At 64.1% G+C, this 25,283-nt stretch carries 17 protein-coding genes; 8 read left to right on the plus strand and 9 right to left on the minus strand.

Going from position 1 to position 25,283, the window contains the following annotated elements; genetic code table 11:
- Positions 1 to 42 precede the first annotated feature (42 nt).
- The gene (locus VH564_RS06580) at positions 43 to 2,346 is read right to left on the minus strand and encodes a cation:proton antiporter (protein ID WP_423339396.1); all 2,304 of its coding nucleotides are present in this window, start codon (positions 2,344 to 2,346) and stop codon (positions 43 to 45) included.
- A gap of 247 nt (positions 2,347 to 2,593) precedes the next feature.
- Between VH564_RS06580 and VH564_RS06585 the strand changes: the two genes are divergently transcribed.
- Positions 2,594 to 2,869, plus strand: a complete 276-nt coding sequence (locus VH564_RS06585) for a hypothetical protein (protein WP_423339005.1) — start codon at positions 2,594 to 2,596, stop codon at positions 2,867 to 2,869.
- 21 nt (positions 2,870 to 2,890) lie between these two features.
- Here the strand turns inward: VH564_RS06585 and recX are convergent, their stop codons facing one another.
- Together recX and VH564_RS06595 are read right to left on the minus strand one after the other, a co-directional pair.
- Positions 2,891 to 3,487, minus strand: a complete 597-nt coding sequence (recX, locus tag VH564_RS06590; protein WP_423339006.1) for a recombination regulator RecX — start codon at positions 3,485 to 3,487, stop codon at positions 2,891 to 2,893.
- Positions 3,466 to 3,792 carry a cold-shock protein gene (locus VH564_RS06595; RefSeq protein WP_423339007.1) on the minus strand — a complete coding sequence of 109 codons (327 nt, stop codon included), beginning with the start codon at positions 3,790 to 3,792 and terminating at the stop codon, positions 3,466 to 3,468. Before VH564_RS06595 ends, recX begins: the two co-directional genes overlap by 22 nt.
- 246 nt (positions 3,793 to 4,038) lie before the next feature.
- Here VH564_RS06595 and VH564_RS06600 point away from each other — a divergent pair, with 246 nt between their 5' ends.
- Positions 4,039 to 6,339, plus strand: coding sequence for an FdhF/YdeP family oxidoreductase (locus VH564_RS06600; protein ID WP_423339008.1), 2,301 nt, complete (start codon positions 4,039 to 4,041; stop codon positions 6,337 to 6,339).
- 172 nt (positions 6,340 to 6,511) lie between these two features.
- Positions 6,512 to 7,519 carry a Tim44 domain-containing protein gene (locus tag VH564_RS06605; protein WP_423339009.1) on the plus strand — a complete coding sequence of 336 codons (1,008 nt, stop codon included), beginning with the start codon at positions 6,512 to 6,514 and terminating at the stop codon, positions 7,517 to 7,519.
- Positions 7,520 to 7,543: 24 nt separating this feature from the next.
- Here the strand turns inward: VH564_RS06605 and uppP are convergent, their stop codons facing one another.
- Together uppP and VH564_RS06615 are read right to left on the minus strand one after the other, a co-directional pair.
- Entirely contained in the window at positions 7,544 to 8,416 is an 873-nt protein-coding gene (gene uppP / locus VH564_RS06610; RefSeq protein ID WP_423339010.1) for an undecaprenyl-diphosphatase UppP, read from the minus strand.
- A 200-nt stretch (positions 8,417 to 8,616) separates the two neighbouring features.
- Positions 8,617 to 9,315, minus strand: coding sequence for a DUF1013 domain-containing protein (locus VH564_RS06615; RefSeq protein ID WP_423339011.1), 699 nt, complete (start codon positions 9,313 to 9,315; stop codon positions 8,617 to 8,619).
- Between the two features lie 231 nt (positions 9,316 to 9,546).
- Here VH564_RS06615 and acs point away from each other — a divergent pair, with 231 nt between their 5' ends.
- On the plus strand, positions 9,547 to 11,505 hold the full coding sequence (gene acs, locus VH564_RS06620; protein WP_423339012.1) for an acetate--CoA ligase: 1,959 nt from the start codon (positions 9,547 to 9,549) through the stop codon (positions 11,503 to 11,505).
- Positions 11,506 to 11,514: 9 nt separating this feature from the next.
- On the opposite strand, the gene VH564_RS06625 is transcribed toward acs, so the two are convergent.
- Together VH564_RS06625 and VH564_RS06630 are read right to left on the minus strand one after the other, a co-directional pair.
- A complete protein-coding gene (locus tag VH564_RS06625; protein ID WP_423339013.1) occupies positions 11,515 to 11,970 on the minus strand; it encodes a thermonuclease family protein in 456 nt (151 codons plus the stop codon).
- A 53-nt stretch (positions 11,971 to 12,023) separates the two neighbouring features.
- On the minus strand, positions 12,024 to 12,251 hold the full coding sequence (locus VH564_RS06630; protein ID WP_423339014.1) for a DUF1674 domain-containing protein: 228 nt from the start codon (positions 12,249 to 12,251) through the stop codon (positions 12,024 to 12,026).
- A gap of 101 nt (positions 12,252 to 12,352) precedes the next feature.
- On the opposite strand from VH564_RS06630, the gene htpX reads away from it, so the two are divergent.
- From htpX to purH, 4 genes are all read left to right on the plus strand, one after another.
- The gene (gene htpX, locus VH564_RS06635) at positions 12,353 to 13,336 is read left to right on the plus strand and encodes a zinc metalloprotease HtpX (RefSeq protein ID WP_423339015.1); all 984 of its coding nucleotides are present in this window, start codon (positions 12,353 to 12,355) and stop codon (positions 13,334 to 13,336) included.
- Complete coding sequence (locus VH564_RS06640; protein WP_423339397.1) at positions 13,327 to 14,742, plus strand: RsmB/NOP family class I SAM-dependent RNA methyltransferase; 1,416 nt, start codon at positions 13,327 to 13,329, stop codon at positions 14,740 to 14,742. The genes htpX and VH564_RS06640 overlap by 10 nt, the downstream gene beginning before the upstream one ends.
- 240 nt (positions 14,743 to 14,982) lie before the next feature.
- On the plus strand, positions 14,983 to 16,539 hold the full coding sequence (locus tag VH564_RS06645; RefSeq protein WP_423339016.1) for a heparinase II/III family protein: 1,557 nt from the start codon (positions 14,983 to 14,985) through the stop codon (positions 16,537 to 16,539).
- 102 nt (positions 16,540 to 16,641) lie between these two features.
- Positions 16,642 to 18,258 carry a bifunctional phosphoribosylaminoimidazolecarboxamide formyltransferase/IMP cyclohydrolase gene (purH, locus tag VH564_RS06650; RefSeq protein WP_423339017.1) on the plus strand — a complete coding sequence of 539 codons (1,617 nt, stop codon included), beginning with the start codon at positions 16,642 to 16,644 and terminating at the stop codon, positions 18,256 to 18,258.
- 316 nt (positions 18,259 to 18,574) lie between these two features.
- Here purH and VH564_RS06655 read toward each other — a convergent pair whose 3' ends face one another.
- Both VH564_RS06655 and VH564_RS06660 read right to left on the minus strand, forming a co-directional pair.
- Entirely contained in the window at positions 18,575 to 19,972 is a 1,398-nt protein-coding gene (locus VH564_RS06655) for an MFS transporter (RefSeq protein ID WP_423339018.1), read from the minus strand.
- 484 nt (positions 19,973 to 20,456) lie between these two features.
- The gene (locus VH564_RS06660; RefSeq protein ID WP_423339019.1) at positions 20,457 to 25,232 is read right to left on the minus strand and encodes an NAD-glutamate dehydrogenase; all 4,776 of its coding nucleotides are present in this window, start codon (positions 25,230 to 25,232) and stop codon (positions 20,457 to 20,459) included.
- Between the last annotated feature and the right edge of the window lie 51 nt (positions 25,233 to 25,283).

Genomic DNA, 25,283 nt, shown 5'->3' on the forward strand with positions numbered 1-25,283 from the left:
TCCCGATCAATAGGTTCCCAATCGAATTAGTCGCCGAGATCGCTATTCCGTCTCGAAAAACACGAAGGAGCGATCGGCGGTTTCGAGCAGCGTATCGGCGATGGCGCCATAGGACAGGCGCTCGCCCGCCCTGCGGCTGACGCCGAGCACGATAAGGCTGTAGTTGCCGCGCCGGGCATGCCGCAGGATCGACAGTTCCGGGGCTGAGCCCTCCTGGACGATCTTGCGCACCTTGACGCCATTGTAGAGGGCGATCTCGTCGATCTTCTTGAAGGCGGCGACATGGGCATTGCTGGAATCGCTGACACGCGGCAGCGAACGCATCTGGTGCGGTTCGCGGATGTAAAGCACGGTGATCCGGCACCCCGTCGCCTTGGCGATGACGAAAGCCAGCTCGGCCGCGCGCGTCGAGCGCTCGGTGCCGCTGATCGGCACGAGGATGCGCAAGTCCGGGTCCGACGGCAAATCGCCACGACAGGAGACGATCGCAGTCGTTCCCTTGAAAGCCGAGGTCATCACCGACAGTTGCTCGTGGAAGCCGCCGGCCGCATCGACGGTCGGCTCCACCCCGACGAACAGCAGGTCATGCCCCTTCTCGGCACTCTCGCCGAGGATCTTGCGCAGGTTGGCATCCTTAATCTTGGTGGTGATGTGAATATCGGTTGTTTCGGTCGATGCCGGATCGGTCGTCGCGGCCACTGCCTCATCGGCCGCCGCCTGGACGCGCCCGGCGCCGTCCTCGAGGCGGGCCTCGGCCGCCTTGGGATCCGTATCGGCATCCGCCTTTTCAGTGCCCGTTTTCGACTGGGTCGGAGCATCTTCCCCGACGATATCGAGCACGGTGACAGGTGTCTTGCGCACGGCGGCGAAATGGCCGGAGATGCGCGCCGCCAGATGGCTGCTCGGCGACACGTCGATTGCGAGCAGGATGCGCTCGAACTTCTGCAGGAAGCTGCGCTCCTCGAACTCCTCGTGCTTCAGCCGCTCACGCTCCTCGTCGCGCATCGGCAGGCGCGCCAGGGCCCAGCGCAGCGTCGGCGGCATGGCCATGGTGGTCACGACCGCCATGGCGACGATGACCGAAAACAGCCGCTCGTCGAGAACGCCGACCGACAGGCCGATGGTGGCGACGATCACCTCGGTCGAGCCGCGGGCATTCATGCCGCAGCCGAGCGCCAAGGCCTCGGCATTGGAGAATTTGCCGATCTTGGCACCGGCAAAGGCACCGCCGAACTTGCCGAGGCTGGCGATGACGATCAGCCCGACGGCCAGCAACAGCGTCGAGGGATCGGCCAGCACGCTGAGGTCGGTATGCAATCCGGTGAGGCCGAAAAACACCGGCATGAACAGGGCCGTCGTCAGTGCCCGCAGCTGCTCGTCGATCTGTCGCGTCAGGATCGGCGATTCGCCGACCAGAATACCGGCCACGAAGGCGCCGAGCACCGTATGGACACCGATCGCGTTGGTGATGATCGCCATGCCGCCCATGATGGCGATGATGGCGCTCAGAACCGGCAGGTCGCTGCGGAAGCGGTCATTGGTGAAGCGAATGATCTCGAACACCAGTTTGCGGCCGATGGTGAAGCTGAAGGCCATGAAGGCGAGCGTGCCGATGACGGCCTTGGCAAGCGTCGGCAGGTCGACCGCACCCTTCTCCGCCAGGCTGAAGGTGACGGCGATGATCACCCAGCCGACCGTATCGTCGATGATCGCCGAGGCGACGATCAGCTGGCCGACATTGCGGCGCATGAAATCCATCTCGCGCACGACAGAGGCGACGATCTTGACCGACGAGATCGACAGCGCGGTGCCGAGAAACAGCGAGGTCACCAGCCGCTTGTCCGGATCGGGCAGGAAATCGGTCGGGATCAGCTCGCCGAGCGCAAAGCCGAAGGCGAACGGCACGACGATGCCGGTCAGCGAAACGCCGAGCGCCGCCCGTCTCAGGCGCTTCGCCAGCCCTAAGTCGGTCTCCATGCCGGCCAGCAGTAGCAGGAACAGGATACCGAGCTGCGCCACGGCATCGATCATGCTCTTCTGCTCCGGCGAGCTCGGGAACATCTGCGCCTGCGCATCCGGCCAGATCTGGCCGAGCACGGAGGGACCGAGCAGAATTCCGCCGATGATCTGTCCCATGATCGATGGCTGGCCGATCCGCACCATGGCCTCGCCGAGCAGGCGTCCGATGACCACCAGGATGACGATCTGGATCAGGAACAGGCTTTCCGAGCCCCCGCCCTTGGCGCCTTCGGCGGCAAAGGCCGCTGACGGCGCCAGCATAGCGGAGGCTGCCGCCGTCCACAGGGCGCGACGGCGGGAGAAATCTGGTAATTTACGAAAGAGCATCAATCGGAGGGCCTCGTTGCGTCTGCCTGCAACGTCGATGGAGACGGCGCGTTCCCTGGCAATAAACGTCCAGATGGGCTCGATCCAGAAAAATCAACCCGAGCACGCCTTGCGGCACGGGCACCGGGCTCGCGGCCGGTGTTCAGACATCGGATCGGGCGGCGGCATAGCAACATTGGCGCACGCCCTTGCATACGGACAGGTGCAGGCTTAAATCGCCCGCTAACGAGACCGGATCGGAGACAAGATGAACCCGCTCACCAAGCCGCAGCGCGAAGGAAAGTATCGCGACAGGGATATCGACTGCCAGGAGGCCTTGGAAAAGGCGTTCATGGAGATCGCCGGCGTTCAGTCCAACACCGTGGTCGCGGCAGCAGGCGGCACCATGTCTCCGGCGCTGGCAGCACTTGCCAAGCGCGCCGAGGCTGTCGGATGGTCGCTGGAAGAAGCCGAGGTCGCCATCAGCGAGCTGGCACAGAACCTGCTGGACGAAGACGCAGCCAACGCGGCCGAAGACGAATAGCTGGCTTGACGGGGGAGGCGGTCAGCCGCGCAGGATGGCGTCCGCCTCTTCCAGGCTCATCTCGAACACGGCATTGCCGATCGTGAAGCCAAAACCGTTGCGGGCAAGCGCCGAGAGTTCCTTGGCCTTGCGCTTTTCGTCCGCGTCTCCGCGTCGGAATGGACCAAAGGCGCGCTTGCGGGCAAAGACAACAGCGGCGTAGAGATCGTCGGTTTCCTGAAGGGCAGTGGCGGCAACTTCCGTATCGACGCCTTTCGCCGACAGCGTCTGGGCAATAAAGCGCTTGGACTTGCCGTTGCGCACCGCCGATTGCGTCTTCTGCCGGGCATAGGCGCCGTCGTCCAGCGCCTTCTGCTCATAGGCCAGCGCCACGGCCGCAGCCGAAATGGCTTTCAGCTGCTCCTCCGTGACATCCTCGAATTTTGCCTTGGCTTTCTTGACGATCGCTTCGGAGAGTTCCCGCTCCGTCATCATCCGGCGTTCGAGGCGGGAAAGCGTCGCATTGCGCGCCCAAGAGAGCATCCGCGGCGTCGGCAGGGCTGCCTGTTCCTCCTCGCTGACTTCGGGAGGGCGGGCTTTTGCCTTCGGAAATTCGATCAGAATCGCCGCAGACCCCATTCGCGCTCGAATTCGGCGTCGGCATCCAGTTCCTGGACGACCGGGTTCGGGCTGCGCTTCTGCTGGACGGGCGCTTCAACCTTGGGGGCAGGAGCCGGCGCTGCCAGCAGCACCAGGTTTTCGGCAAAGATCTTGCCGTTCTTGTCGCCCAGCGTATATTCCAACGATGTCCCAGGCTCGAGCGGCGGAAGCTTGGCCTCTTCTATTTTACGAAGGTGCAGAAAGACATCGGCACTACCATCGTCCGGCGTGATAAAACCATAGCCCTTGGTTACGTTGAACCATTTTACCTTGCCCGTGGCCAAATCCCGCTTTCCCCGTCGCTGCAAATCATTTGAACCATACTGGCACTACGCCCGCTGAAATTCAACGCCGCGGCGACCCTATGGCCCTGGCAACAGTGAATATTGTTGCCATTCGGTCGGCAAAAACGGCGTCGGTGGCAGGCGCGGGGTCGCCGCTTCGTGACTGGCCCTTCGTCAGCGCTGGTCTATAATGACCGAATGCGGCTGTGGTCGCTTTGCCCAAATCGATCAGGAAGAGGAAGCACCGTGAGCAAGAAGCGTCCCGAAGGCATCGAAACCTATGACGCGCCGGCTGGCGGCTGGGGCGCGCTGCGCGCCGTCGCCAAGACGCTGGCCCAGCAGCAGGTGGTGGCGCAGGGGACAGCGACGCTGCTGAAGGCGAACCAGGCTGATGGCTTCGACTGTCCCGGCTGCGCCTGGCCCGATCCGAAACACACCTCCTCCTTCGAATTCTGCGAAAACGGCGCCAAGGCGATCACCTGGGAATCGACCGCCAAGCGCGTCGGCCCGACCTTCTTTGCAGACAACACCGTCAGCGACCTCTGGCACTGGACCGACCACAAGCTCGAAGACGCCGGCCGCCTTACTCACCCGCTGGTCTACGACCGCGCCAGCGACCGCTACGTGCCGATCGAATGGGACGAAGCCTATAGGCTGATCGGCGCCGAGCTGAACAAGCTGCCCGATCCGCACATGGCCGAATTCTACACCTCCGGCCGCGCCTCGAACGAGGCCGCCTTCCTGTTCCAGTTGTTCGTTCGCGCCTACGGCACCAATAATTTCCCCGATTGCTCGAACATGTGCCACGAGGCGACCAGCGTCGGCCTGCCGAAATCGATCGGTGTCGGCAAGGGGACGGTGACGCTCGACGATTTCGACCACTGCGATGCGATCTTCTCGTTCGGCCACAATCCCGGCACCAACCATCCGCGCATGATGGGAACCCTGCATGAGGCGGCCCGCCGCGGCGTGCCGATCATCGTCTTCAACCCGCTGAAGGAGCGGGCGCTGGAGAAATTCGCCTCGCCGCAGAGCCCGGTGGAAATGGCGACCTTCTCCTCGACGCCGATCGCTTCGGCCTATCACCAGGTCCGCACCGGCGGCGATCTGGCGGCGCTGAAGGGCCTGATGAAGGCGATCTTCGAGCGTGATGCCGCCGATCTCGCTGCCGGCGGCACGGGCGTGCTGGACCGCGAGTTCATCGAGACCCATACGGTCGGTCTGGAGGCATTGAAGGCGGATGTCGACGCCACCAGCTGGGAGACGATTCTCGAAAGCTCGGGCCTGACACGCACCGCGCTCGACAGTGCCGTCGACGTCTACCTCAATGCCAACAAGGTCATCCTCTGCTACGGCATGGGCATCACGCAGCATGCCAACGGCACCGCCAATGTCCAGCAGCTTGCCAATTTCCTGATGCTGCGCGGCAATATCGGCAAGGAAGGCGCCGGCATCTGCCCGTTGCGCGGCCACTCCAACGTCCAGGGCGACCGCACGGTCGGCATCACCGAGATTCCCACCAAGTCACTGATCGACGGCATCGAGCGTGCCTTTGGCTTCCGCCCGACGATGGACAAGGGCCATAATGCGGTCGAAGCCGTCGAGGCGATCCGCGACGGCACGTCGAAGGCGCTGATCTGCCTCGGCGGCAACCTCGCCGTGGCGATGCCCGATCCCGACGCCACCTTCGCTGCCATGCGCAAGCTCGACCTCGCGGTCCACATCACCACCAAGATTAATCGCTCACACCTGCTGCTCGCAAAGACATCGATCCTGCTGCCGGTCTTCGGCCGCACCGATCTCGACACCCAGAAGTCCGGGCCGCAGTCGGTGACGGTCGAGGATTCCATGTCGATGGTGCATGCCTCGCGCGGTTTCCTCAATCCGCCGAGCGAGCACCTGCGCTCCGAACCCTCGGTCGTTGCCGGCATGGCCAAGGCGACGCTGGGCGACCGCTATGGTATCGACTGGGACGGCATGGTCGACAACTACGACCGTATCCGCGACAAGATCGAGGTGGTCTTTCCGGATTTTCACGATTTCAACGCGCGCGTCCGCGTCAAGGGCGGCTTCCGGCTGGATATTCCGGCAAGCTACCGCACATGGAAGACCGAAAGCGGCAAGGCGACCTTCCTGGTCGCCCCCGGCGTCGACGAAGATCCACGGCTCTCCAATGACAACATCCTGGTGCTGACGACGCTGCGCAGCCACGACCAGTACAACACCACCATCTACGGCATGGACGACCGCTATCGCGGCGTCTTCGGCCGGCGCGACGTGGTGTTCATGAACAAGGACGACCTGGCGGCGCGTGGCCTCGCGGAGGGCGACAAGATCGACATCATCGCCAGCCACTACCCCAACGAGAGCCCGGCGGCAGAAAAAACGGTGCGCGGTTTCACCGTCGTTACCTACGATATCCCGAAGGGCTCGGTCGCCGGATACTATCCGGAAATGAACAGCGTCATCGCCCTTGGCCATTACGACCGGAAATCGGGAACGCCGGCCTACAAGGGTGTTCCGGTCGAAATACGCGCGTCCGTCTAAGGACGCGTTACGCCGTAGATAGCATGCGATGGAGGCCTCTTTCTGTGGGACGGCGCCTCGCTTCCTTGCCTTCGCGCGCTGTTTGACAGCGGAAATCGGCATCAGAGCTTAAAACTGTGATCTGCACTCCCTATATGGAGGGCTGGACAATTCGTGCCTCACAGGAGAAGCAATGCCCGCTGCCCCGCGTTTCGCCAAAATCGCCCTTATTGCCGTCGTTTCCGCGGCGAGCGTCTTTGCCACAATGAGTGACGCGGACGCCCGGCGCGCCGGCGGTGGCATGAGCTTCGGCAGCCGTGGCACCCGCACCTATTCGGCACCGCCCGCAACCAGCACCGCTCCCACGACGGCAGCGCCGATCGAGCGCTCGATGACACCGCAGACCGCGCCGCAATCGGCTCCGCAGCCCGGCGTCAACGCACCGCGCACCGGCGGCATGTTCGGCGGCTTCGGCCGTTCGCTGCTCGGCGGCCTGGCGATCGGTGGCCTGCTCGGCATGTTCCTGGGCCATGGCTTCGGCGGCGCTGCGGGCTTCCTCGGCATGCTGCTGCAGATCGCCGTGGTCGGCGGCCTCGTCATGCTGGCCATGCGCTTCTTCGCCAATCGTCGGCAGGGCGCTTCTGCAGCACCGTCGGCGCGCCCTGGCGCCAATGCCTATGCCGGTCCGTCGCCGATGACGCCGTCCTTCCGCATTCCGACCATGGGCGGGTCTGGCTACGGCTCCGGCAATGGACCGAAGACGGCCGCCAAGCCGAGCGACGAAATCGGCCTGTCGCCGACGGACTATAGCCGTTTCGAAGCGCTGCTCACGAAGATCCAGACCGCCTATGGTGCCGAGGACTACGGTGCCATCCGCGCCCTGACGACGCCGGAAGCTATGTCCTATCTCGCAGAGGAACTCGGCGAAAACGCCACCAACGGCGTGCGTAACACGGTTTCTCAGGTGAAGCTGCTGCAGGGCGACGTCTCCGAAGCCTGGCGTGAAAACGGCGTCGACTTTGCCACGATGGCCATGCGCTATTCGAGCATCGACGCCATGGTGGATCGCAGCAGCGGCAAGCTCGTCGACGGCGACGACCGGAATGCCAGCGAATCGACTGAAATCTGGACCTTTACCCGCCGCCCGGGCACGGAATGGCTTCTGTCCGCCATCCAGGGAACAGAGACGACACGGCATTAAGTCTGCAGACTGCCACGGCTGGGGTCAAACCCAGCCGTATGCCCAGACACCCGACAGAATGACGATGCCGATCAGCACGAGGTAGGCGACGAACGGCCAGGCGGAAAATTTCTCCAGAAACCGCATCAATCCCCATATCGCTGCAAACGACGAGATGCTGCCGACGATCAGTCCGACGACCAGCACGCTCCAGGCCTCCGCCGGAATATGGGCGCGATAAAGCTCGAACAGCTCCTTCAATCCCGCCAGGGCAATCGCCGGCACACCCAGCAGAAACGAGAAGCGCGCCGCTTCCTCGCGCTTCAGGTCGAGAAACAGCGCCGCCGTCAGTGTCGAGCCGGAGCGCGATACGCCCGGCCACAATGCACCGACCTGGGCAATGCCGACGATCAGCGCATGCCGCAGCTTCATGTTGTCCATCGTCTTGGTATGACGGCAGTAAAGCTCTGCCACCGCCAGCAGCCCGCCCATGCCGAGGCAGGCGGCGCCGATGACCGACAAGCTGCGGATCGACGTGCCGCAGGCATTCAGCCGGGACGAGAGAAGCAATCCGCCAATCACGATCGGGATCGTCGCAACGACGATCGCCACCGCCATGCGAAAGGCCGGCGCCTGCCATTGCCGGTCGCGCAACGCCACCAGCGACCCTGTTGTCACGGAACGGACGTCACTCCAGAAATAGGAAACGATGGCGGCAAGGGCTGCCAGCTGCATCGCCGCCGAAAAGGCAGAGCCCGGGTCCTGCCAGCCGAGAAGTGCCGGCACCAGCCGCATATGCGCGGTCGAGGAGACCGGCAAAAGTTCGGTCAAACCCTGCACCAGCCCGAGGAAGGCGATCCTCGCATAGCCGAGACTGGCAAAGCCGGTGTCTATCCCCTGCGTACAAACTCCGGCCATGGCGCGCTCCCGTGATCTGCCGAAACTCTGATCGGTTTCCGCCACGCGCGCCCCACGTTCGATGCCGGATTTAACGCCAAGCCCAACCATCCGACCTGGCCCTTTCCAAGGCCGTCATCGGGATTGCGCTTGTACTTGGCGCAAAGAAAAACCCCGGCAAAAGCCGGGGTCTGGTGCAGGTCCATCGAACGAACGGAAACTCAGTACTGGTCTTCGTCCTCGTCCTTCGGGGCGCGCAGCGACTTGAGCTTGGCGAAGACGGCATCGGCGTCGATGGTCTTTTCCTTTTCTTCGCGCTCGTAGGAGAACGGCAGCTTTTCGGTTTCCTGCGACGGCTGCAGGGTGGCGCCGAGTTCGGCGGCGGTCGGCAGCGGACGGCCCTTGGCAGCCTTTTCGACTTCGAAGTCGAGGTCGATCTGGCTGCAGAGGCCGAGCGTCACGGGATCCATCGGCGCAAGGTTGGTCGAGTTCCAGTGGGTCCGGTCGCGGATCTGCTCGATCGTCGACTTGGTGGTGCCGACGAGACGCGAGATCTGGGCGTCCTTCAGTTCCGGATGGTTGCGCACCAGCCAAAGAATGGCGTTCGGGCGGTCCTGACGCTTCGACACCGGCGTGTAGCGCGGGCCGCGACGCTTGGATTCGGGCACGCGCACCTTCGGTTCGGAAAGCTTCAGCTTGTAGTCCGGCTTGCCTTCGGCGCGGGCGATTTCCTCGCGCGACAGCTGGCCGGTGGAAATCGGGTCGAGGCCCTTGATGCCCTGCGACGCTTCGCCGTCGGCGATGGCTTTGACTTCCAGCGGGTGAAGCTTGCAAAACTGCGCGATCTGTTCGAACGACAAGGCAGTGTTGTCGACAAGCCAGATGGCCGTAGCCTTCGGCATAAGCAGTTGTTGGGCCATGCATATAGTCCTTCTGTCCGTCCGCGCCGGGGTCGCGGTCCGTGGGTGTTTTTCACCACTGATGTCCGGGAAATGACGCTCTGTATATCGCGAGTGCCGCAGAATTGCAATTCTTTGCCGACGAAATGCGCTTTGTCCAATGGACGCTGTATCTTAAGCTGCTATTTGTGAGGACAAAGACCGCAGCTTCTGCGCAAAAGCAGGGCGCGCCAGGCATTTCGAGGAGGAAACATGTCTGAAAGAATTTATCCGGTCACCAAGCCGGCCAAGCAACGCGCTCTGATCACACGAGAAAAATATGACAGTTGGTACGCCCGCAGCGTCACCAATCCGGACGCCTTCTGGGGCGAGCACGGCAAGCGGATCGACTGGTTCAAACCCTATACCAAGGTGAAGAATACGTCGTTTACCGGCAAGGTGTCGATCAAGTGGTTCGAGGACGGGCTGACCAACGTCGCCTACAACTGCATCGACCGCCACCTGAAGACGCGCGGCAACCAGGTCGCCTTCATCTGGGAAGGCGACAATCCCTATATCGACAAGAAGATCACCTATAACGAGCTCTACGAGCAGGTCTGTCGCCTTGCCAACGTGCTGAAGAAACACGGCGTCAAGAAGGGCGACCGGGTGACGATCTACATGCCGATGATCCCGGAAACGGCCTATGCGATGCTCGCCTGCGCCCGCATCGGCGCAGTGCATTCCGTCGTCTTCGGCGGCTTCTCGCCTGATGCCCTGGCCGGCCGCATCGTCGATTGCGAATCCACCTTCGTCATCACCTCGGACGAGGGCGTGCGCGCCGGCAAGCCGGTGCCGTTGAAGGACAACACCGATACGGCGATCCATATCGCCGCCCGCCAGCAGGTGATGGTCGACAAGGTGCTGGTCGTGCGTCGCACCGGCGGCAAGACCGGCTGGGCGCCGGGTCGCGACCTCTGGTATCACCAGGAAATGGCCAAGGTTCCGGCCGAGTGCCCGCCGGCAAGGATGAAGGCCGAGGATCCGCTGTTCATCCTCTACACATCAGGCTCGACCGGCAAGCCGAAGGGCGTGCTGCACACCACCGGCGGCTATCTCGTCTACGCCGCCATGACCCACGAATACACCTTCGACTACCACGACGGCGACATCTACTGGTGCACCGCCGATGTCGGCTGGGTCACCGGCCACTCCTACATCGTCTACGGCCCGCTCGCCAACGGCGCGACATCAGTCATGTTCGAGGGCGTTCCCAACTTCCCCGACCAGGGCCGCTTCTGGGAGATCATCGACAAGCACAAGGTCAATATCTTCTACACCGCGCCGACAGCGATCCGCTCGCTGATGGGCGCAGGCGACGAATTCGTCACCCGCGCCTCGCGCGCAAGCCTGCGGCTGCTCGGCACGGTCGGCGAACCCATCAATCCGGAAGCCTGGAACTGGTACTACAATGTCGTCGGCGATGGCCGGTGCCCTGTCGTCGACACCTGGTGGCAGACCGAGACCGGCGGCCACATGATCACGCCGCTGCCTGGCGCCACCGACCTCAAGCCGGGCTCGGCAACCAAACCCTTCTTCGGCGTCATCCCGGAGCTGGTCGACGCCGAGGGCAAGGTGCTCGAGGGCGCCGCCGACGGCAATCTCTGCATCGCCGACAGCTGGCCCGGCCAGATGCGCACCCTCTACGGTGACCACAAGCGCTTCATCGAGGCCTATTTCTCGACCTACAAGGGCAAATACTTCACCGGCGACGGCTGCCGGCGCGACGCGGACGGCTATTACTGGATCACCGGTCGCGTCGACGACGTGCTCAACGTCTCCGGCCACCGCCTGGGCACGGCCGAAGTCGAATCGGCGCTGGTCTCCCACAATCTGATCTCGGAGGCGGCCGTTGTCGGCTATCCGCATGCGATCAAGGGGCAGGGGATCTACTGCTACGTGACGCTGATGTCGGGCCACGAAGGCACAGATGCTCTCCGCGCCGAGCTGATCAAGCATGTCCGCGCCGAGATCGGCCCGATCGCCACGCCCGACAAGATCCAGTTCTCGCCGGGCCTGCCGAAAACCCGCTCCGGCAAGATCATGCGACGCATCCTGCGCAAGATCGCCGAAGACGACTTCTCGGCCTTGGGCGATACCTCGACGCTGGCCGATCCCGCCGTCGTCGACGACCTGATCGCCAACCGGCAGAACAAGGCGGAGGCCGCCTGAGCGACGGCGCTACTGCGGGCAAAGCTCGGGCGCCTTACGCCCCCCATGGTAGGACACGGCATAGCCGGACGACAGCAACATGTCGGCCGGGTTGCGGCCATCGGCGATGGTGACATCGGCGAGGATCCGACCGAAATACTTGTCGCCCGATATTTTCGTCAGCTGCACCTCGCCGGAGGCCGGCATGATCTCTTCGAGCGCCGCCTGCGCCCGCTCGGCCTCCTCGCGCACCGCGGCGCATTTGGAATGCAGCTCGGGTGCATCGATGCCGCGCAGCCGCACATAGACCTCGATTGTCTGCTGCGGCCAGGGCGCTGCATCGACAAGAATGGTGTCGCCGTCGATCACTTCGATGATCTCGGCAGAGACAGGGCCCGCGATGGTCTCACGGACAGTGCTGGTCTTCGCACCCGCAGAGAGCGGGGAGACGAGAAAGAGACAAAGGATGATGAAGGATCGGACCATAATTCAGGAATTATTTCCTGAATTGCTGGAATGTCAATAGGAATAATTACCGGTCAAAAATCGATCGCGCGGCCGTTGATCTCCCAGTCGCCGAAACGGGATGGCTCTGCGCCGCCGCGACCGCCGATTTCGGGCGGCAGATCGGCCCCTGCCTGCAGCCGGCGACGCTCTTCGGCCTCGGCCAGGGCCCGCTTGGCAGCCGGCGACAGCGGCTTGCGGGGTGCTACGGTCTCGCCCGTGGTTTCGACGGGTTCGCTGTTGTCGTTGTCAGCCATTTGCATGCCGCTCTCCAGCAAATATTGATTTAGGCGGGCGAATAGCCAGATTATAGGCTGTCGCGCCGGAATTGGAAGCGCGACAGGGGCAATTGACGGAGAAGACCATGAACATGAAGCGAACCGCGATGCTGCTGGCCTTCATGACGGCGCTCTTCATGGGTGTCGGCTTTCTGATCGGCGGCCGGTCCGGCATGATGATCGCCTTCGTCGTGGCGGCCGGCATGAACTTCTTTTCCTACTGGAATTCCGGCAACATGGTGCTGTCGACCTACAATGCGCAGGCGGTCGACGAGCGCAGCGCGCCTGAATTCTTCGGCATGATCCGCGATCTCGCCGCCAATGCCGGCCTGCCGATGCCGCGCGTCTACCTTTACGACAGCCCGCAGCCGAACGCCTTTGCCACCGGCCGCAATCCGGAGAATGCCGCCGTCGCGGCCTCGACCGGCCTGCTCAATGCGCTGACACCGCAGGAAGTGGCGGGCGTCATGGCCCATGAACTCGCCCATGTGCAAAACCGCGACACGCTGACGATGACGATCACCGCAACACTCGCCGGCGCCATCTCCATGCTCGGCAACTTTGCCTTCATCTTCGGCGGCCGACGCGACAGCAATAGCCCGCTCGGCGGCATCGGCGCGCTGGTGGCGATGATCGTCGCGCCGCTGGCGGCCATGCTGGTGCAGATGGCGATCAGCCGGACGCGCGAATATGCGGCCGACCGCCGTGGCGCGGAGATCTGCGGCAATCCGCTGTGGCTTGCCTCGGCGCTCGGCAAGATCGCCGGTGAGGCCTCCCATATTCCCAACGAGGACGCCGAACGGCATCCGGCAACGGCCCATATGTTCATCATCAACCCGCTCTCCGGCCGGCCGATGGACAACCTTTTTTCCACCCATCCGAATACCGAAAGCCGCATCGCCGCCCTGCAGGCCATGGCCATGCACGGCAGCCCGAGCACCGGCGCCTTCACCGGTGACGGCTCGACGTCGCCGGTCCGGCCTGCTAATGCAGTGCGCAAATCGCGCTCGGTGCCGAATACGGGGTCCAGTCGCGGTGGTCCACAACCGCCCAAAGGACCCTGGTCTTGACGTCAGACGACACGAAATCCACCGGCCGCCGCCCGGCTCGCTCAAACCAGGCCGAACGCGGCGCCCGCCGCCCGGACGATCGCGGCCCGGTGAAGCCCGGCCTTGCCGCCCGTGCCGCCGCCTCGAAGATCCTCGCTGCCGTCATCGACCGCAAGACGCCGCTCGACGGCATGCTCGACGGAGACCATGGCAACCCGGCCTACCGCGTGCTCGAGGACAACGACCGGGCGCTCGTGCGCGCCATTCTCAACTCCGCCCTCCGCCACCTGCCGCGCATCGAGGCCGCCATTGCCTCGCTGCTCGATGCGCCCCTGCCGGAGGGTGCGCGCGCCCTGCACCATGTGCTGGTCGTGGCCGCAGCGCAGATGCTCTATCTCGATATTCCGGACCACTCGGCCGTCGACCTTGCTGTCGAGCAGGCGAACCAGGACCCGCGCAACCGCCGTTTCGCCAAGCTGGTCAACGCGGTGCTGCGCCGAATGGGGCGCGAAAAGGACGAGATCCTCAGCCGCACCGCCACAGTCCCGGTCATGCCCGCCTGGTTTCTGTCACGGCTGGAGAAGGCTTACGGACGGGCCGAAGCGCTAACCATTTCGGACACGCAGCTGCAGCCAGCGGCCATCGACGTGACAGTCAAATCCGATCCCGAAGGCTGGGCGCGCCGGCTGAACGGCCTGGTCCTGCCGACAGGCAGCGTCCGCCTTGCCAACTTCGACGGTACGATCCCCGCTCTCGACGGGTTCGATGAGGGCGAATGGTGGGTTCAGGACGCGGCCGCCAGCATTCCGGCAAAGCTGTTCGGCTCGCTTGCCGGCAAGCGCGTCTTCGATCTCTGCGCCGCCCCGGGCGGCAAGACGGCCCAGCTGATCCAGGCAGGCGGCACCGTCACCGCGCTCGACCAGTCGGAAAGCCGCCTGCGGCGCCTGACGTCCAATCTTGCCCGCCTTGGCCTCAAGGCCGAGACGGTCGTCGCCGATATGGCAAAATATGCGACCGACGAGCTGTTCGATGCCGCCCTGCTCGATGCACCCTGCTCCTCGACCGGCACCACCCGTCGCCATCCGGACGTCCTGTGGACCAAGGGCCGTGAGGATATCGCCAAGCTCGCCGCGCTGCAGGAGCGGCTCCTGCGCCATGCCTTGACCCTGGTCAAGCCCGGCGGCATCGTGGTGTTTTCGAACTGTTCGCTCGATCCCAGCGAAGGCGAGGAGATCGTTGCCCGGATTCTTGCCGATATCCCTGACGTCGAGCGCGTCGCCATCCGGCCACAGGACTGGCCGGGTCTCGAAATGGCGATTTCTCCGCTCGGAGATTTCCGCACCACTCCCGCCATGCTGTCCTTGCCGGAAGGTTTTGCCTCCGGCCTCGATGGATTCTATGCCAGTGTGCTTCGCCGTGGCGATTGATGGACGAATGCCTTTGGCGCCCTATCTGCGCCGCTATGGGGCAGTTTTTCGCCGCTAGCGCCGTTTGCTAACGCTGCGTTAACGCTAGAGGCGGACAATCGCGATCGATAATATCAAGACTTTGGCGGGCGTTGTGTGAGTCTTTACGCACGGGAGGCATGGCGGCGGCTATCGCGTCGCGCAGCGTTGACACGTCTGCGCCTGACCCGACACACGGTGCGTGTGCCGGAACGTCTGATCGTGGCGCCGACCGACCTGCGTAGCATCGATCCCTTCATTGCCGAGGAAATGATCAACGGCCGCATCACGCTCGCGGGTCGAGTGATGGAGACGAACGGCCGCTCGCCCTTTTCTCAGGAACTGCCGTCCGAGATCTTTGCCACAAGGCTGCACAGCTTCAGCTGGCTGCGCCACATGCGGGCCGACAAGACAGGCCAGGGCAGCGTGCTTGCCCGTTCGCTTGTCAACGACTGGATCAGCCTGCACGGACGAAAGACGGTCGGCGTTGCCTGGGACACCGACATCGCCGCCCAGCGGCTGATCGCCTGGCTGTCGCATTCTCCCGTGGTGCTGCAGGGCACCGACAGCGGCTTCTACCGCCGCTTCATGCGCTCGCTCACCCATCATGTCCGCTACCTCCGCCATGTCGCGGCAACGGCGCCGGATGGCGAAGCACGTTTCCGTGTGCGCATTGCGCTGGCTATGTCGTCGGTGTCGATGCCGACGCGCGCGGCGACCATCAAGCGGGCGGGGCAGGCGCTGGACCGCGAAATCGACCGGCAGATCCTGGCCGACGGCTCGCATGTTTCGCGCAATCCCCGCGCCGCCCTCGAACTCTTGCTCGACCTGCTGCCGCTGCGCCAAACCTATATCAATCTCGGCCATGACGTACCCTCGCGCCTGATTGCGGGCATCGACCGCATGTACCCGGCGCTGCGCTTCTTCCGCCACCAGGACGGCGATCTCGCCTTGTTCAACGGTGCCACCTCGACCTTTGCCAACGAGCTGATGTCGGTTCTGCGCTATGACGAAACGGCCGGCAAACCGTTCAAGGCGCTGCCCCATGCCCACTACCAGCGCCTCTCTTCTGGTCAGACGCTCGTCATCATCGACACCGGCGGCCCGCTGTCTGTCGACCTGTCGCGTACCGCCCATGCCGGCTGCCTCTCGTTCGAAATGTCGTCCGGCCGGCACCGGATCGTCATCAATGCCGGCTCGCCGAAATTCGCCGGCAGCCGCTACGTGCAGATGGCCCGCGCAACGGCGGCGCATTCGACCGTGACACTGGACGACAGCTCGTCCTTGAGTTTCTCCCGATCCGGCATGCTCGGGCCGGTCATGACCAGCGGCGTCAGCGCGGTTTCCGTCGAAAGGCAGGATACCGAGGATGGACGCGACAGCGTCAAGGCCGCCCATGACGGCTATGTCGCCAACTTCGGGCTGATGCATGAGCGCGAGATCACACTGAACAGCGCCGGCACCATCATCACCGGCTGCGACCGTTTTTTCGCGCCGGAGCAGCGCAAGGCTCCGAAGAAAGCGGATGCCGAGCGTCGCGCCTCGGCCCGGTTTCACATCCACCCCTCCATCAGCATCGACCAGACGCGGCCCGACGCCGTCACGCTGACGGCACCGGACGGCGAGACATGGACATTTTCTTCGCCCGGCAACGACGTGCTGATTGGCGAGGACGTATTTTTTGCGGATTCGTCGGGCGTTCGTGCCTCCGAGCTGCTGGAGATCGCCTTCTCGATCCCGGAAAAAACCGAGATCCGCTGGTTTTTATCGCGCCGCTGAGGTGCCCGAAGGTTTTATCATCCGGCCGGCTGTGCTAACGCGACGCCATCATCTCGAGCGTCCCTGCCGGACGCCTTCCGAAGACAGGACCGGAGAACGATCATGGCCGTTGTATCGAAGAAAATCCCAGCTCCCGACAAGGTGAAGGTCAGGACCGCGCTGCTGTCGGTGTCCGACAAGGCGGGCATCGTGGAGCTGGCCCAGGCGCTGCACGACAAGGGCGTCCGCCTGCTGTCGACCGGCGGCACCCACAAGGCCATTGCCACCGCCGGGATCGCCGTCATCGACGTCTCCGAGATCACCGACTTCCCTGAGATCATGGACGGCCGCGTCAAGACGCTGCACCCGCGCGTCCACGGCGGCCTGCTCGCCATCCGCGACGATGCCAAGCACCAGGCGGCGATGAAGGCGCACGGCATCGAGGGCATCGACCTCGTGGTCGTCAATCTCTACCCCTTCGAGGATGTTCGCGCTGCCGGCGGCGACTATCCGACGACGGTGGAAAACATCGACATCGGCGGCCCCGCCATGATCCGCGCCTCGGCCAAGAACCATGCCTATGTCACCATCCTCACCGACCCCACGGACTATCCCGAACTGCTGGCGCAGCTGTCGGGCGATGCCGGTCAGACCGCCTATGCCTTCCGCCAGAAGATGGCCGCCAAGGCCTATGCCCGCACCGCCGCCTACGACACGATGATCGCAAACTGGTTCGCTGAAGCCCTCGACATCTCGACGCCGCGCCACCGCACCATCGGCGGCGTGCTGCGCGAGGAAATGCGCTACGGCGAGAACCCGCACCAGTCGGCCGGCTTCTACGTGACTGGCGACAACCGCCCGGGCGTCGCCACGGCGAAGCTGCTGCAGGGCAAGCAGCTCTCCTACAACAACATCAACGACACGGACGCAGCTTATGAGCTGGTGGCGGAATTCCCGCCGGAGCAGGGTCCTGCCTGCGCCATCATCAAGCATGCCAATCCCTGCGGCGTCGCCACCGGCCCGACGCTGGCAGAAGCCTACCGGCGGGCGCTCGCCTGCGACAGCACCTCCGCCTTCGGCGGCATCATCGCGCTGAACGGCCTGCTCGACGCCGAAACGGCTGAAGAAATCGTCAAACTGTTCACCGAAGTCATCATCGCCCCCGAGGTCAGCGACGAGGCCCGCGCCATCATCGCCGCCAAGCCGAACCTGCGGCTGCTCTCGGTCGGCGCCCTGCCGGATCCGCGCGCCCGCGGCATCACCGCCAAGACCGTCTCCGGCGGCCTCCTGGTCCAGAGCCGCGACAATGTCATGGTCGACGATCTCGAACTGAAGATCGTCACCAAGCGCGCACCGACGGCCCAGGAGCTGGAAGACATGCGCTTCGCCTTCCGCGTCGCCAAGCATGTGAAATCCAACGCCGTCGTCTATGCCAAGAACGGCCAGACCGCCGGCATCGGTGCCGGCCAGATGAGCCGCGTCGATTCCGCCCGCATCGCCGGCATCAAGGCCGAGGACGCAGCCAAGGCACTCGGCCTCCCCGAGCCCCTGACCCGCGGCTCCGCCGTCGCCTCCGAAGCCTTCCTGCCCTTCGCCGATGGCCTTCTATCCGCCATATCCGCTGGCGCCACCGCCGTCATCCAGCCCGGCGGCTCGATGCGTGACGCCGAAGTCATCGCCGCTGCCGACGAGCACAACGTCGCCATGGTCTTCACCGGCGTCCGCCACTTCCGCCACTGAGGGATATCCTCATCGCAAATTGGGATATACCGTCGCCCACTCGTCTTTAGAGAGGAGCGGGCGACACCCCGCCGTCGTCATCCTCGGGCTCGTCCCGAGGAGCTACCGGGCCAGCCAAGGGGCCGGGATGGATGCTCGGGACAGGCCCGAGCATGACGGAGACACACGAGGCTATACCAGCGCCTCGTCGTTCTTTGAATGGTGACTTGACCCACACCCTCCGCCGTCATCCTCGGGCTCGTCCCGAGGATCTACCGGGCCAGCCAATGAACCGGGTTGGATGCTCGGGACAGCCCCGAGCATGACGGAGAGCACGTCAAACGCGCTGCGGCTTCGCATCGGCGGGGTAGGGCGCCGGTAGCAGCAGCAAGAGGCCGCCGGCGAGAAACAGGATCAGCGTCGCCATCCCGAGGCGGGCCGAGCCGCTCCAGGTCGTCACAACCGAGAACATCAGCGTCGCCATGAAGCTCGTGGCGCGGCCTGACAGCGCGTAGATGCCGAAATACCGGCCGGCCTCCTCGAGGCTGACGCTGCGCGCCAGATAGGAGCGCGACGAGGCCTGCACCGGCCCGAAGGACAGCCCGATCAGCAGCCCGTACAGCACATAGGCCTTTTCCGCCGCCGTCCCGAACAGTCCGCCGGAATCGACGGTCGATAGTTGCACCAGTCCGAACAGCGTGAAGCCGGGACCGGTCGAGATGAATCCGACCGTGGCGATCAGCAATATCACCAGGCTGGCGACGATCATCGTCTTCGAGCCCAGCCGCGCATCGAGCCGGCCGGCAGCGAGGCACCCGAAGATCGCGACGACGTTGAGGATGATGCCGAAGATGCCGATCTCGATGGTCGGCCAGCCGAACATGCCGGCGGCAAAGGTGCCGCCGAGAATGATGACGCCATTGACTCCGTCCTGATAGACCATCCGCGCGATCAGGAACCGGGCGATGCCCGGCCGGTGTTTCAGTGTCTTGACGGTCTTCACCAGCTCGCTGATGCCGCTGCCGACGGCTGTTCGCAACGGCAGGCCGCGCGGCGCGTCGGGCGTGAACAGGAACATCGGCAGGATGAAGATGAAATACCAGATAGCGGCAATCGGCCCTGTGATGCGGGCATCTTCCCCGAGGACGGCGTCGAGGCCGAACAGCGGCTTCAATCCAAGGATGGTGCGCCCAGTCTCCGGGTTGCCGGCCAGCAGCGCCACGACCGCGATCAGCACGATCATGCCGCCGAGATAGCCGAGCCCCCAGGCGGTATTGGAAAGCTTGCCGACATCGTCCTTCGAGACCAGCCGCGGCATCATCGAATCGTTGAAGACGATGGAAAACTCCGCCGCGATGGAGGCGAGGATGATGAACACGAAGGGATAGATAACAGGCGAACCCGGTGCCGCCCACCACAGGCCGAACAGGCTGGCAATCTTGATGACGGCGAAGAAGGCGATCCATGGCTTGCGGGAACCGGACTGATCGGCGATCGAGCCGAGGATCGGCGACAGCACAGCAATGACGATCGAACTGATCGTCGCCATGTTCGACCACATCGCCTGCGCGCCGACCGGATCGGTGGTCAGCCGGGCGACGAAATAGGGGCCGAAAATGAAGGTTATGACGACGGTGTAGAAAGGCTGCGCCGCCCAGTCGAACAGCATCCAACCCCAGATGCCCCGCGCCGGCACTTTCGCCGTCACGGCATCGTCACGCTCTGTAACGGTCACTCTCTATTCCCTGCTAGGCCAAAGGCTATCGCCCGGACCTTGCCATCCCGAACCAGGCAGTGCAAGCGCGGGGGGCATGGTGGCAGCAAGGGTGACGGACGAGGGTGCCATCCTCGCTGGTCCCTATGACAAAGACAGGGCTCAGGGAAGCACGATACCCGACCGTGCCCGCCCGCTCGTCGCCGCCCCGTTATATTTCGGACGCGCAACCGAAGGGCAATCGAGCCGCTGCCGATAACCCTCTCCTCGCTCATCCCTGTGCTCGTCACAGGGATCCAGTGCGCCCAAGTCCTTGAGCGCCGGGAACTATCTGTTGCTGCGAATCGACTCATCCCACAGCGCGGACGCGCCGTGGCTGGATCCCTGTGACGCGCACAGGGAAGAGGGAAGGAGAGGGCCTTCGTCCCTTACAAATGTCGACCGGCACTCAAACCGACATGCTCCGACGCCCCGCGTCGCTCCGGCGCGCCAACCCCGCCCCGCCTCACCGCGGCAAATCGTGGGCGAAGTCGCTGAGCAAGCCTGCCGCCACGGTGATGCGGGCGAGGTTTATGTCGCCGCCTTCGCTGAGGCCGGCCAGCTCCTCGGCGATGCGGTTGATGCGGATGCGGTCGCTGGCATGCCAGGCGGCGATCGGCTGCTTGTCCTGGCGGTGGGCGTTGAGGGCGGCGATGACGATGTCGCGGCGGGCGGTGGCGATGCGGTCGAGGCTGCGGGCGAGCGCCAGGTTCTCGTAGTGATCGCCGGTGACGATGCGGCTGCCGGACACCAGTAGCCGGCTGACGCGGAATGTCTGCGAGACCTCGAAATAGGTCTCCGCCGCCCGCGACAGGGGCTCGCCGGTGTTCTCGGCGATCTGCATGACGTCGGGGACGAGCGCGAAGGTGCCGAGCGTGGCGATTTCGGCTGCGAGCGCCTCGGGCACGCCGGCCGCCAGGTAGTCGGCGCGGCGGCCGTCGATCTCGGCGGCGAATTCGGCCGGAATGCGGCCCGACAGCAGCGGCCGCAGCTTCTTCGACGCCTGATGCAGCCGCGCGACGGTCTCGCCGATCTCGGCCTTCACCATGGTGGTCTTCAGGAGCAGGCGGGTGAGCACCGTATAGATCTGGCCGATGTCGCTGTAGAGCCTGTTCTGTATCTCGCCGCCGATCTTGCCGTCGAGCGCATCGGTTTCGGCCCAGAGCCGGTCGAGGTCGAAGCCGTCGCGGGCAAGCACCGCCGCCTTGACCACTTCTGAAGCGCCTGCCGCCGTCGCATCCATCATCGACACGACGAAGGCCGGCCCGCCCCGGTTGATCGCCTCGTTGGCGAGATCGGTGGCGACGATTTCACGGCGCAGCCGGTGGCCGGCGATATCGCTCGCATGGCCGCGCTGCATCTTCTGCGGAAAATAATTGGTCAGGGTGGCAGCGAAATAGGGATCGTCCGGCAGGGGACTTTCCAGCAGCGCGTCGAACAGCACGATCTTCGCATAGGAGAGCAGCACGCCGATCTCCGGGCGGGTCAGCGGCCGGCCGTTGGCATAGCGCTCGGCGAATGTCGCCTCGTCGGGCAGTGTCTCGACCTTGCGGCTGAGCTTGCGGGCGGCCTCGAGTACGCCGATGAAGCGGCCGAGCTCCAGGCCGTTGCCCGTGCCCTTGCGCTCGGTCAGCGAAATCGCCAGCGATTGCAGATAGTTGTTGCGCAGGACGAGGGTTGCGACCTCAGAGGTCATCGAGGCCAGCAGCTGGTCGCGCTTGGCGCGTGTCAGGCGGCCGTCCTGCATCGCGGAGGCCAAGGCGATCTTGATATTGACCTCGACGTCGGAGGTGTTGACGCCGGCGGAGTTGTCGATGGCGTCGGAATTGCAGCGTCCGCCCTTCAGGCAATAGGCGATGCGGCCCTTCTGGGTGACGCCGAGATTGGCACCCTCGCCAATCACCCGCGCGCCGACCTCGTCGGCATTGATGCGGATCGCATCGTTGGCGCGGTCGCCGACATCGGCGTCGGTTTCGGTCGGCGATTTCACATAGGTGCCGATGCCGCCGAACCACAGGAGGTCGACCTTGCTCTTGAGGATCGCGGTGATGATCTCGAAGGGCGTGGCGACGCTCTTGCCGATGCCGATGGCGGCAGCGGCTTCCGTCGTCAGCGTCACCGATTTTGCCGTTCTCGGAATGATCATGCCGCCCGGAGACAGCAGGCTCTTGTCGAAATCCTGCCAGCTGGAGCGTGGCAGGTCGAACAGCCGCTGGCGTTCGGCAAGCGTTGCCGCCATGTCCGGGTCTGGATCGATGACGATATCGCGGTGATCGAAGGCGGCGATGAGCCGGATCTTCGGCGACAGCAGCATGCCGTTGCCGAACACGTCGCCCGACATGTCGCCGACGCCGACGACGCTGAACGGCGTCGTCTGGATGTCGATGTCGAGCTCGCGGAAATGCCGCTTGACGGTTTCCCAGGCGCCACGGGCGGTGATGCCCATCTTCTTGTGGTCGTAGCCAGCCGATCCGCCCGAGGCAAAGGCGTCGTCGAGCCAGAAGCCTGCCTCCTGGGCGAGGCCGTTGGCGGTGTCCGAGAAGGTTGCCGTGCCCTTATCGGCGGCGACGACGAAATAGGGATCGTCGCCATCCAGCCGGAGCGTATCGGCCGGCGCGATGATGTCGGCGCCGGAGATGTTGTCGGTGATCGATAGCAGCGTGCGGATATAGGTCTTGTAGGCCTCGCGGCCGGCATTGAAGATGGCGTCGCGGCTGCCGCCGACCGGCAGCTGCTTCGGATAGAAGCCCCCCTTGGCACCGACGGGCACGATGACGGCGTTCTTCACCTGCTGCGCCTTGACCAGACCCAGCACTTCCGTTCGGTAGTCTTCCGCCCGGTCGGACCAGCGAAGGCCGCCACGCGCGACCTTGCCGAAGCGCAGGTGCACGCCCTCGACCTCGACGCCATAGACGAAGACTTCGCGGAAGGGCCGCGGCTCCGGCAGGCCTTCGAGTTCCTTCGGGTCGAGCTTGATGGCAAACATCGCCTTTGGCAAACCATCAGGGTTGCGCTGGAAATAGTTGGTGCGCAGCGTTGCATCGACCGCATTGACGTAGCGCCGGAGAATGCGGTCGTCGTCGAGGCTCGGCACGGTGGCAAGCTCGGTCTCGATCGTCGCGTGGAGAGAAGCCAGCCGCTTCAGCCGTGGTTTTTCCTCGAGCGACGGGTCGAGCGAATCCAGGAACAGCCGGACGATGCTGGCGGCGATGCCGGGATATTTGTCGAGCGTGGTGGCGATATAATCCTGCGAATAGGGAATGCCGGCCTGGCGGAGGTAGCGGGCATAGGCGCGCAGGATATTGACGGTGCGGGCCGTGAGATCGGCCGACACGATCAGCCGGTTGAAGGCATCGTTGTCGATGCTGCCCTCGAAGGCGGCGAGGAAGGCCTCCTCGAGGGCAGCACCATGGCGTTTCAGATCGAAGGCGACGCCATCGCGCGCCTCGAGTTCCATGTCGTGCAGCACGACATCGCCGTGAACGTGGTCGCCATCGACGCGGATGTCGAAGGTTCGTTCGCTGAGGACGTTGAAGCCGAGGTTTTCGAGCAGCGGCACGCGTCGGGAAAGGGCAAGGTTGCCTTCGCCGTGGAAGATTTTCAGTGACAGGATATCGTTGTCGCTGAAACTGCGGGTGTAGAAGCCGATGCGAATAGGCGCATCAGAGGCGCAGGCAATGATGTCGGGAAGGTCGGCAACGGTTTCTTCGGGCGTGAACGCCTCCTGAAAGGCCTGGCTGACGGCAAGGCGCGGTGCGGCGGGACCGCCCAGCGCCACGAGCCTGTCGATCCAGCGTGCCGCGATCGACCGCACCGCAGCCTCCAGCACGGCCTGCGCAATATGTGGCGTCTTGCCGATCGTCCGGCCGATGATGAAGTGCACACGCGCGACACCGCCTTCGGGGAAGGCCGGATAATAGGCCGAAACGCGGCCGTCATAGACGGTGCGCAGATAGGCGCCGATCTTCTCGCGCACCACAGAGTCATACTCCTCGCGCGGCACGTAGACGATGACCGAGACGAAGCGGTCGAAATGATCGATGCGCGGCAGGACGCGAACCCTTGGCCGCTCCGTCAGGTCGTTGATCTGCTCGCAGAAGGTGGCGAGCAGCGTCGTGTCGATCTGGAAAAGATCGTCGCGTGGATAGGATTCCAGCGTGTTCTGCAGCATGCGGCCGGAATGGCTGGTCGGATCGAAGCCAAAGTGATTGGTGACCTCACGGGCCTTCGCCCGAAGCAGCGGAATATCCGAAAGCTCCGCCGTGTAGGCGATCGAGGTGAACAGGCCGACGATGCGCAGCTCGCCTGTAATATTTCCGTCCGCATCGAAGCGCTTGACGCCGACATAATCCATATAGGCGCGCCGGTGGACCACCGACTTGACGTTGGCCTTGGTAACGATGAGGAAATTCGGCCCGTTGAGGAAAGCGAGGATCTCGGGCGTCGTGGTGACCGCGTCCTGGCCCTGGCGCAGGACCCGCACGTCGGGATTGGAGAGGATGCCGAGACCGGTGCCCCTGTCGCGCTCGACGGTGGCGTCCTTGCCCTTGCCGGAATAGACATAGTCGCGCATGCCGAGGAATGTGAAATTATCGTCGCGCAGCCAGGAGAGGAAGGCCAGCGCCTCGTCGCGATCGGCCGCCCGACGGCCGGCGGAATGGACTGCGAGTTCCTCGATCACGGTATCGAGCTTGGCCAGCATCGGCTGCCAGTCGCCGACCGCCAGATGCGTCTGTTCCAGTACCGTACGTACCCGCGCGGCGAGCGCTTCCGCCTGCTCTTCCGTCAGCGGTGCGAGATGCAGCTGGATGTGGCTGAGCCGCTTGCCGGCGTCGCTATTCGCCGCTGCCTTCAAGGCAGGTCTGCCGTCCTCCTGCAGCGGCAGGATGGGATGGACGGCCATGGAGACGTCGCGGTAGCTGCTGGTGACCTCGCCCATGACGGATTCGTAGAGAAACGGCATGTTGCGATCGGTGATAGACAGCACCGAAACGGCAATGCCTTCGGGCGTCACGCCTTCGATCGGAGCGACGCTGACGCGCGCTTCGCCCGACCATTTGTCGAGCTCGTCGGCAGTGTGGATGGACGCCAGCGCCAGCATCTCGGCGCTGTAGCGGGCAAGATCGTCGTTGCTGGCCTGGCCAAACAGGATCCTGGGATCGAGAAAGCTCTTGCCCGATGCGCTGGCAACCTTCGCAGCCGCCTCGATCAGCTTCTCGCGCTTTGGATTTGTTCTGGCCACGAATACATCCTCCCGATGGATCAAGTTTTTCAGCAAATCATTAGACGTGAT

Source organism: Rhizobium sp. HT1-10 (assembly GCF_049472505.1).
In the GTDB taxonomy this organism is placed as follows: domain Bacteria; phylum Pseudomonadota; class Alphaproteobacteria; order Rhizobiales; family Rhizobiaceae; genus Rhizobium.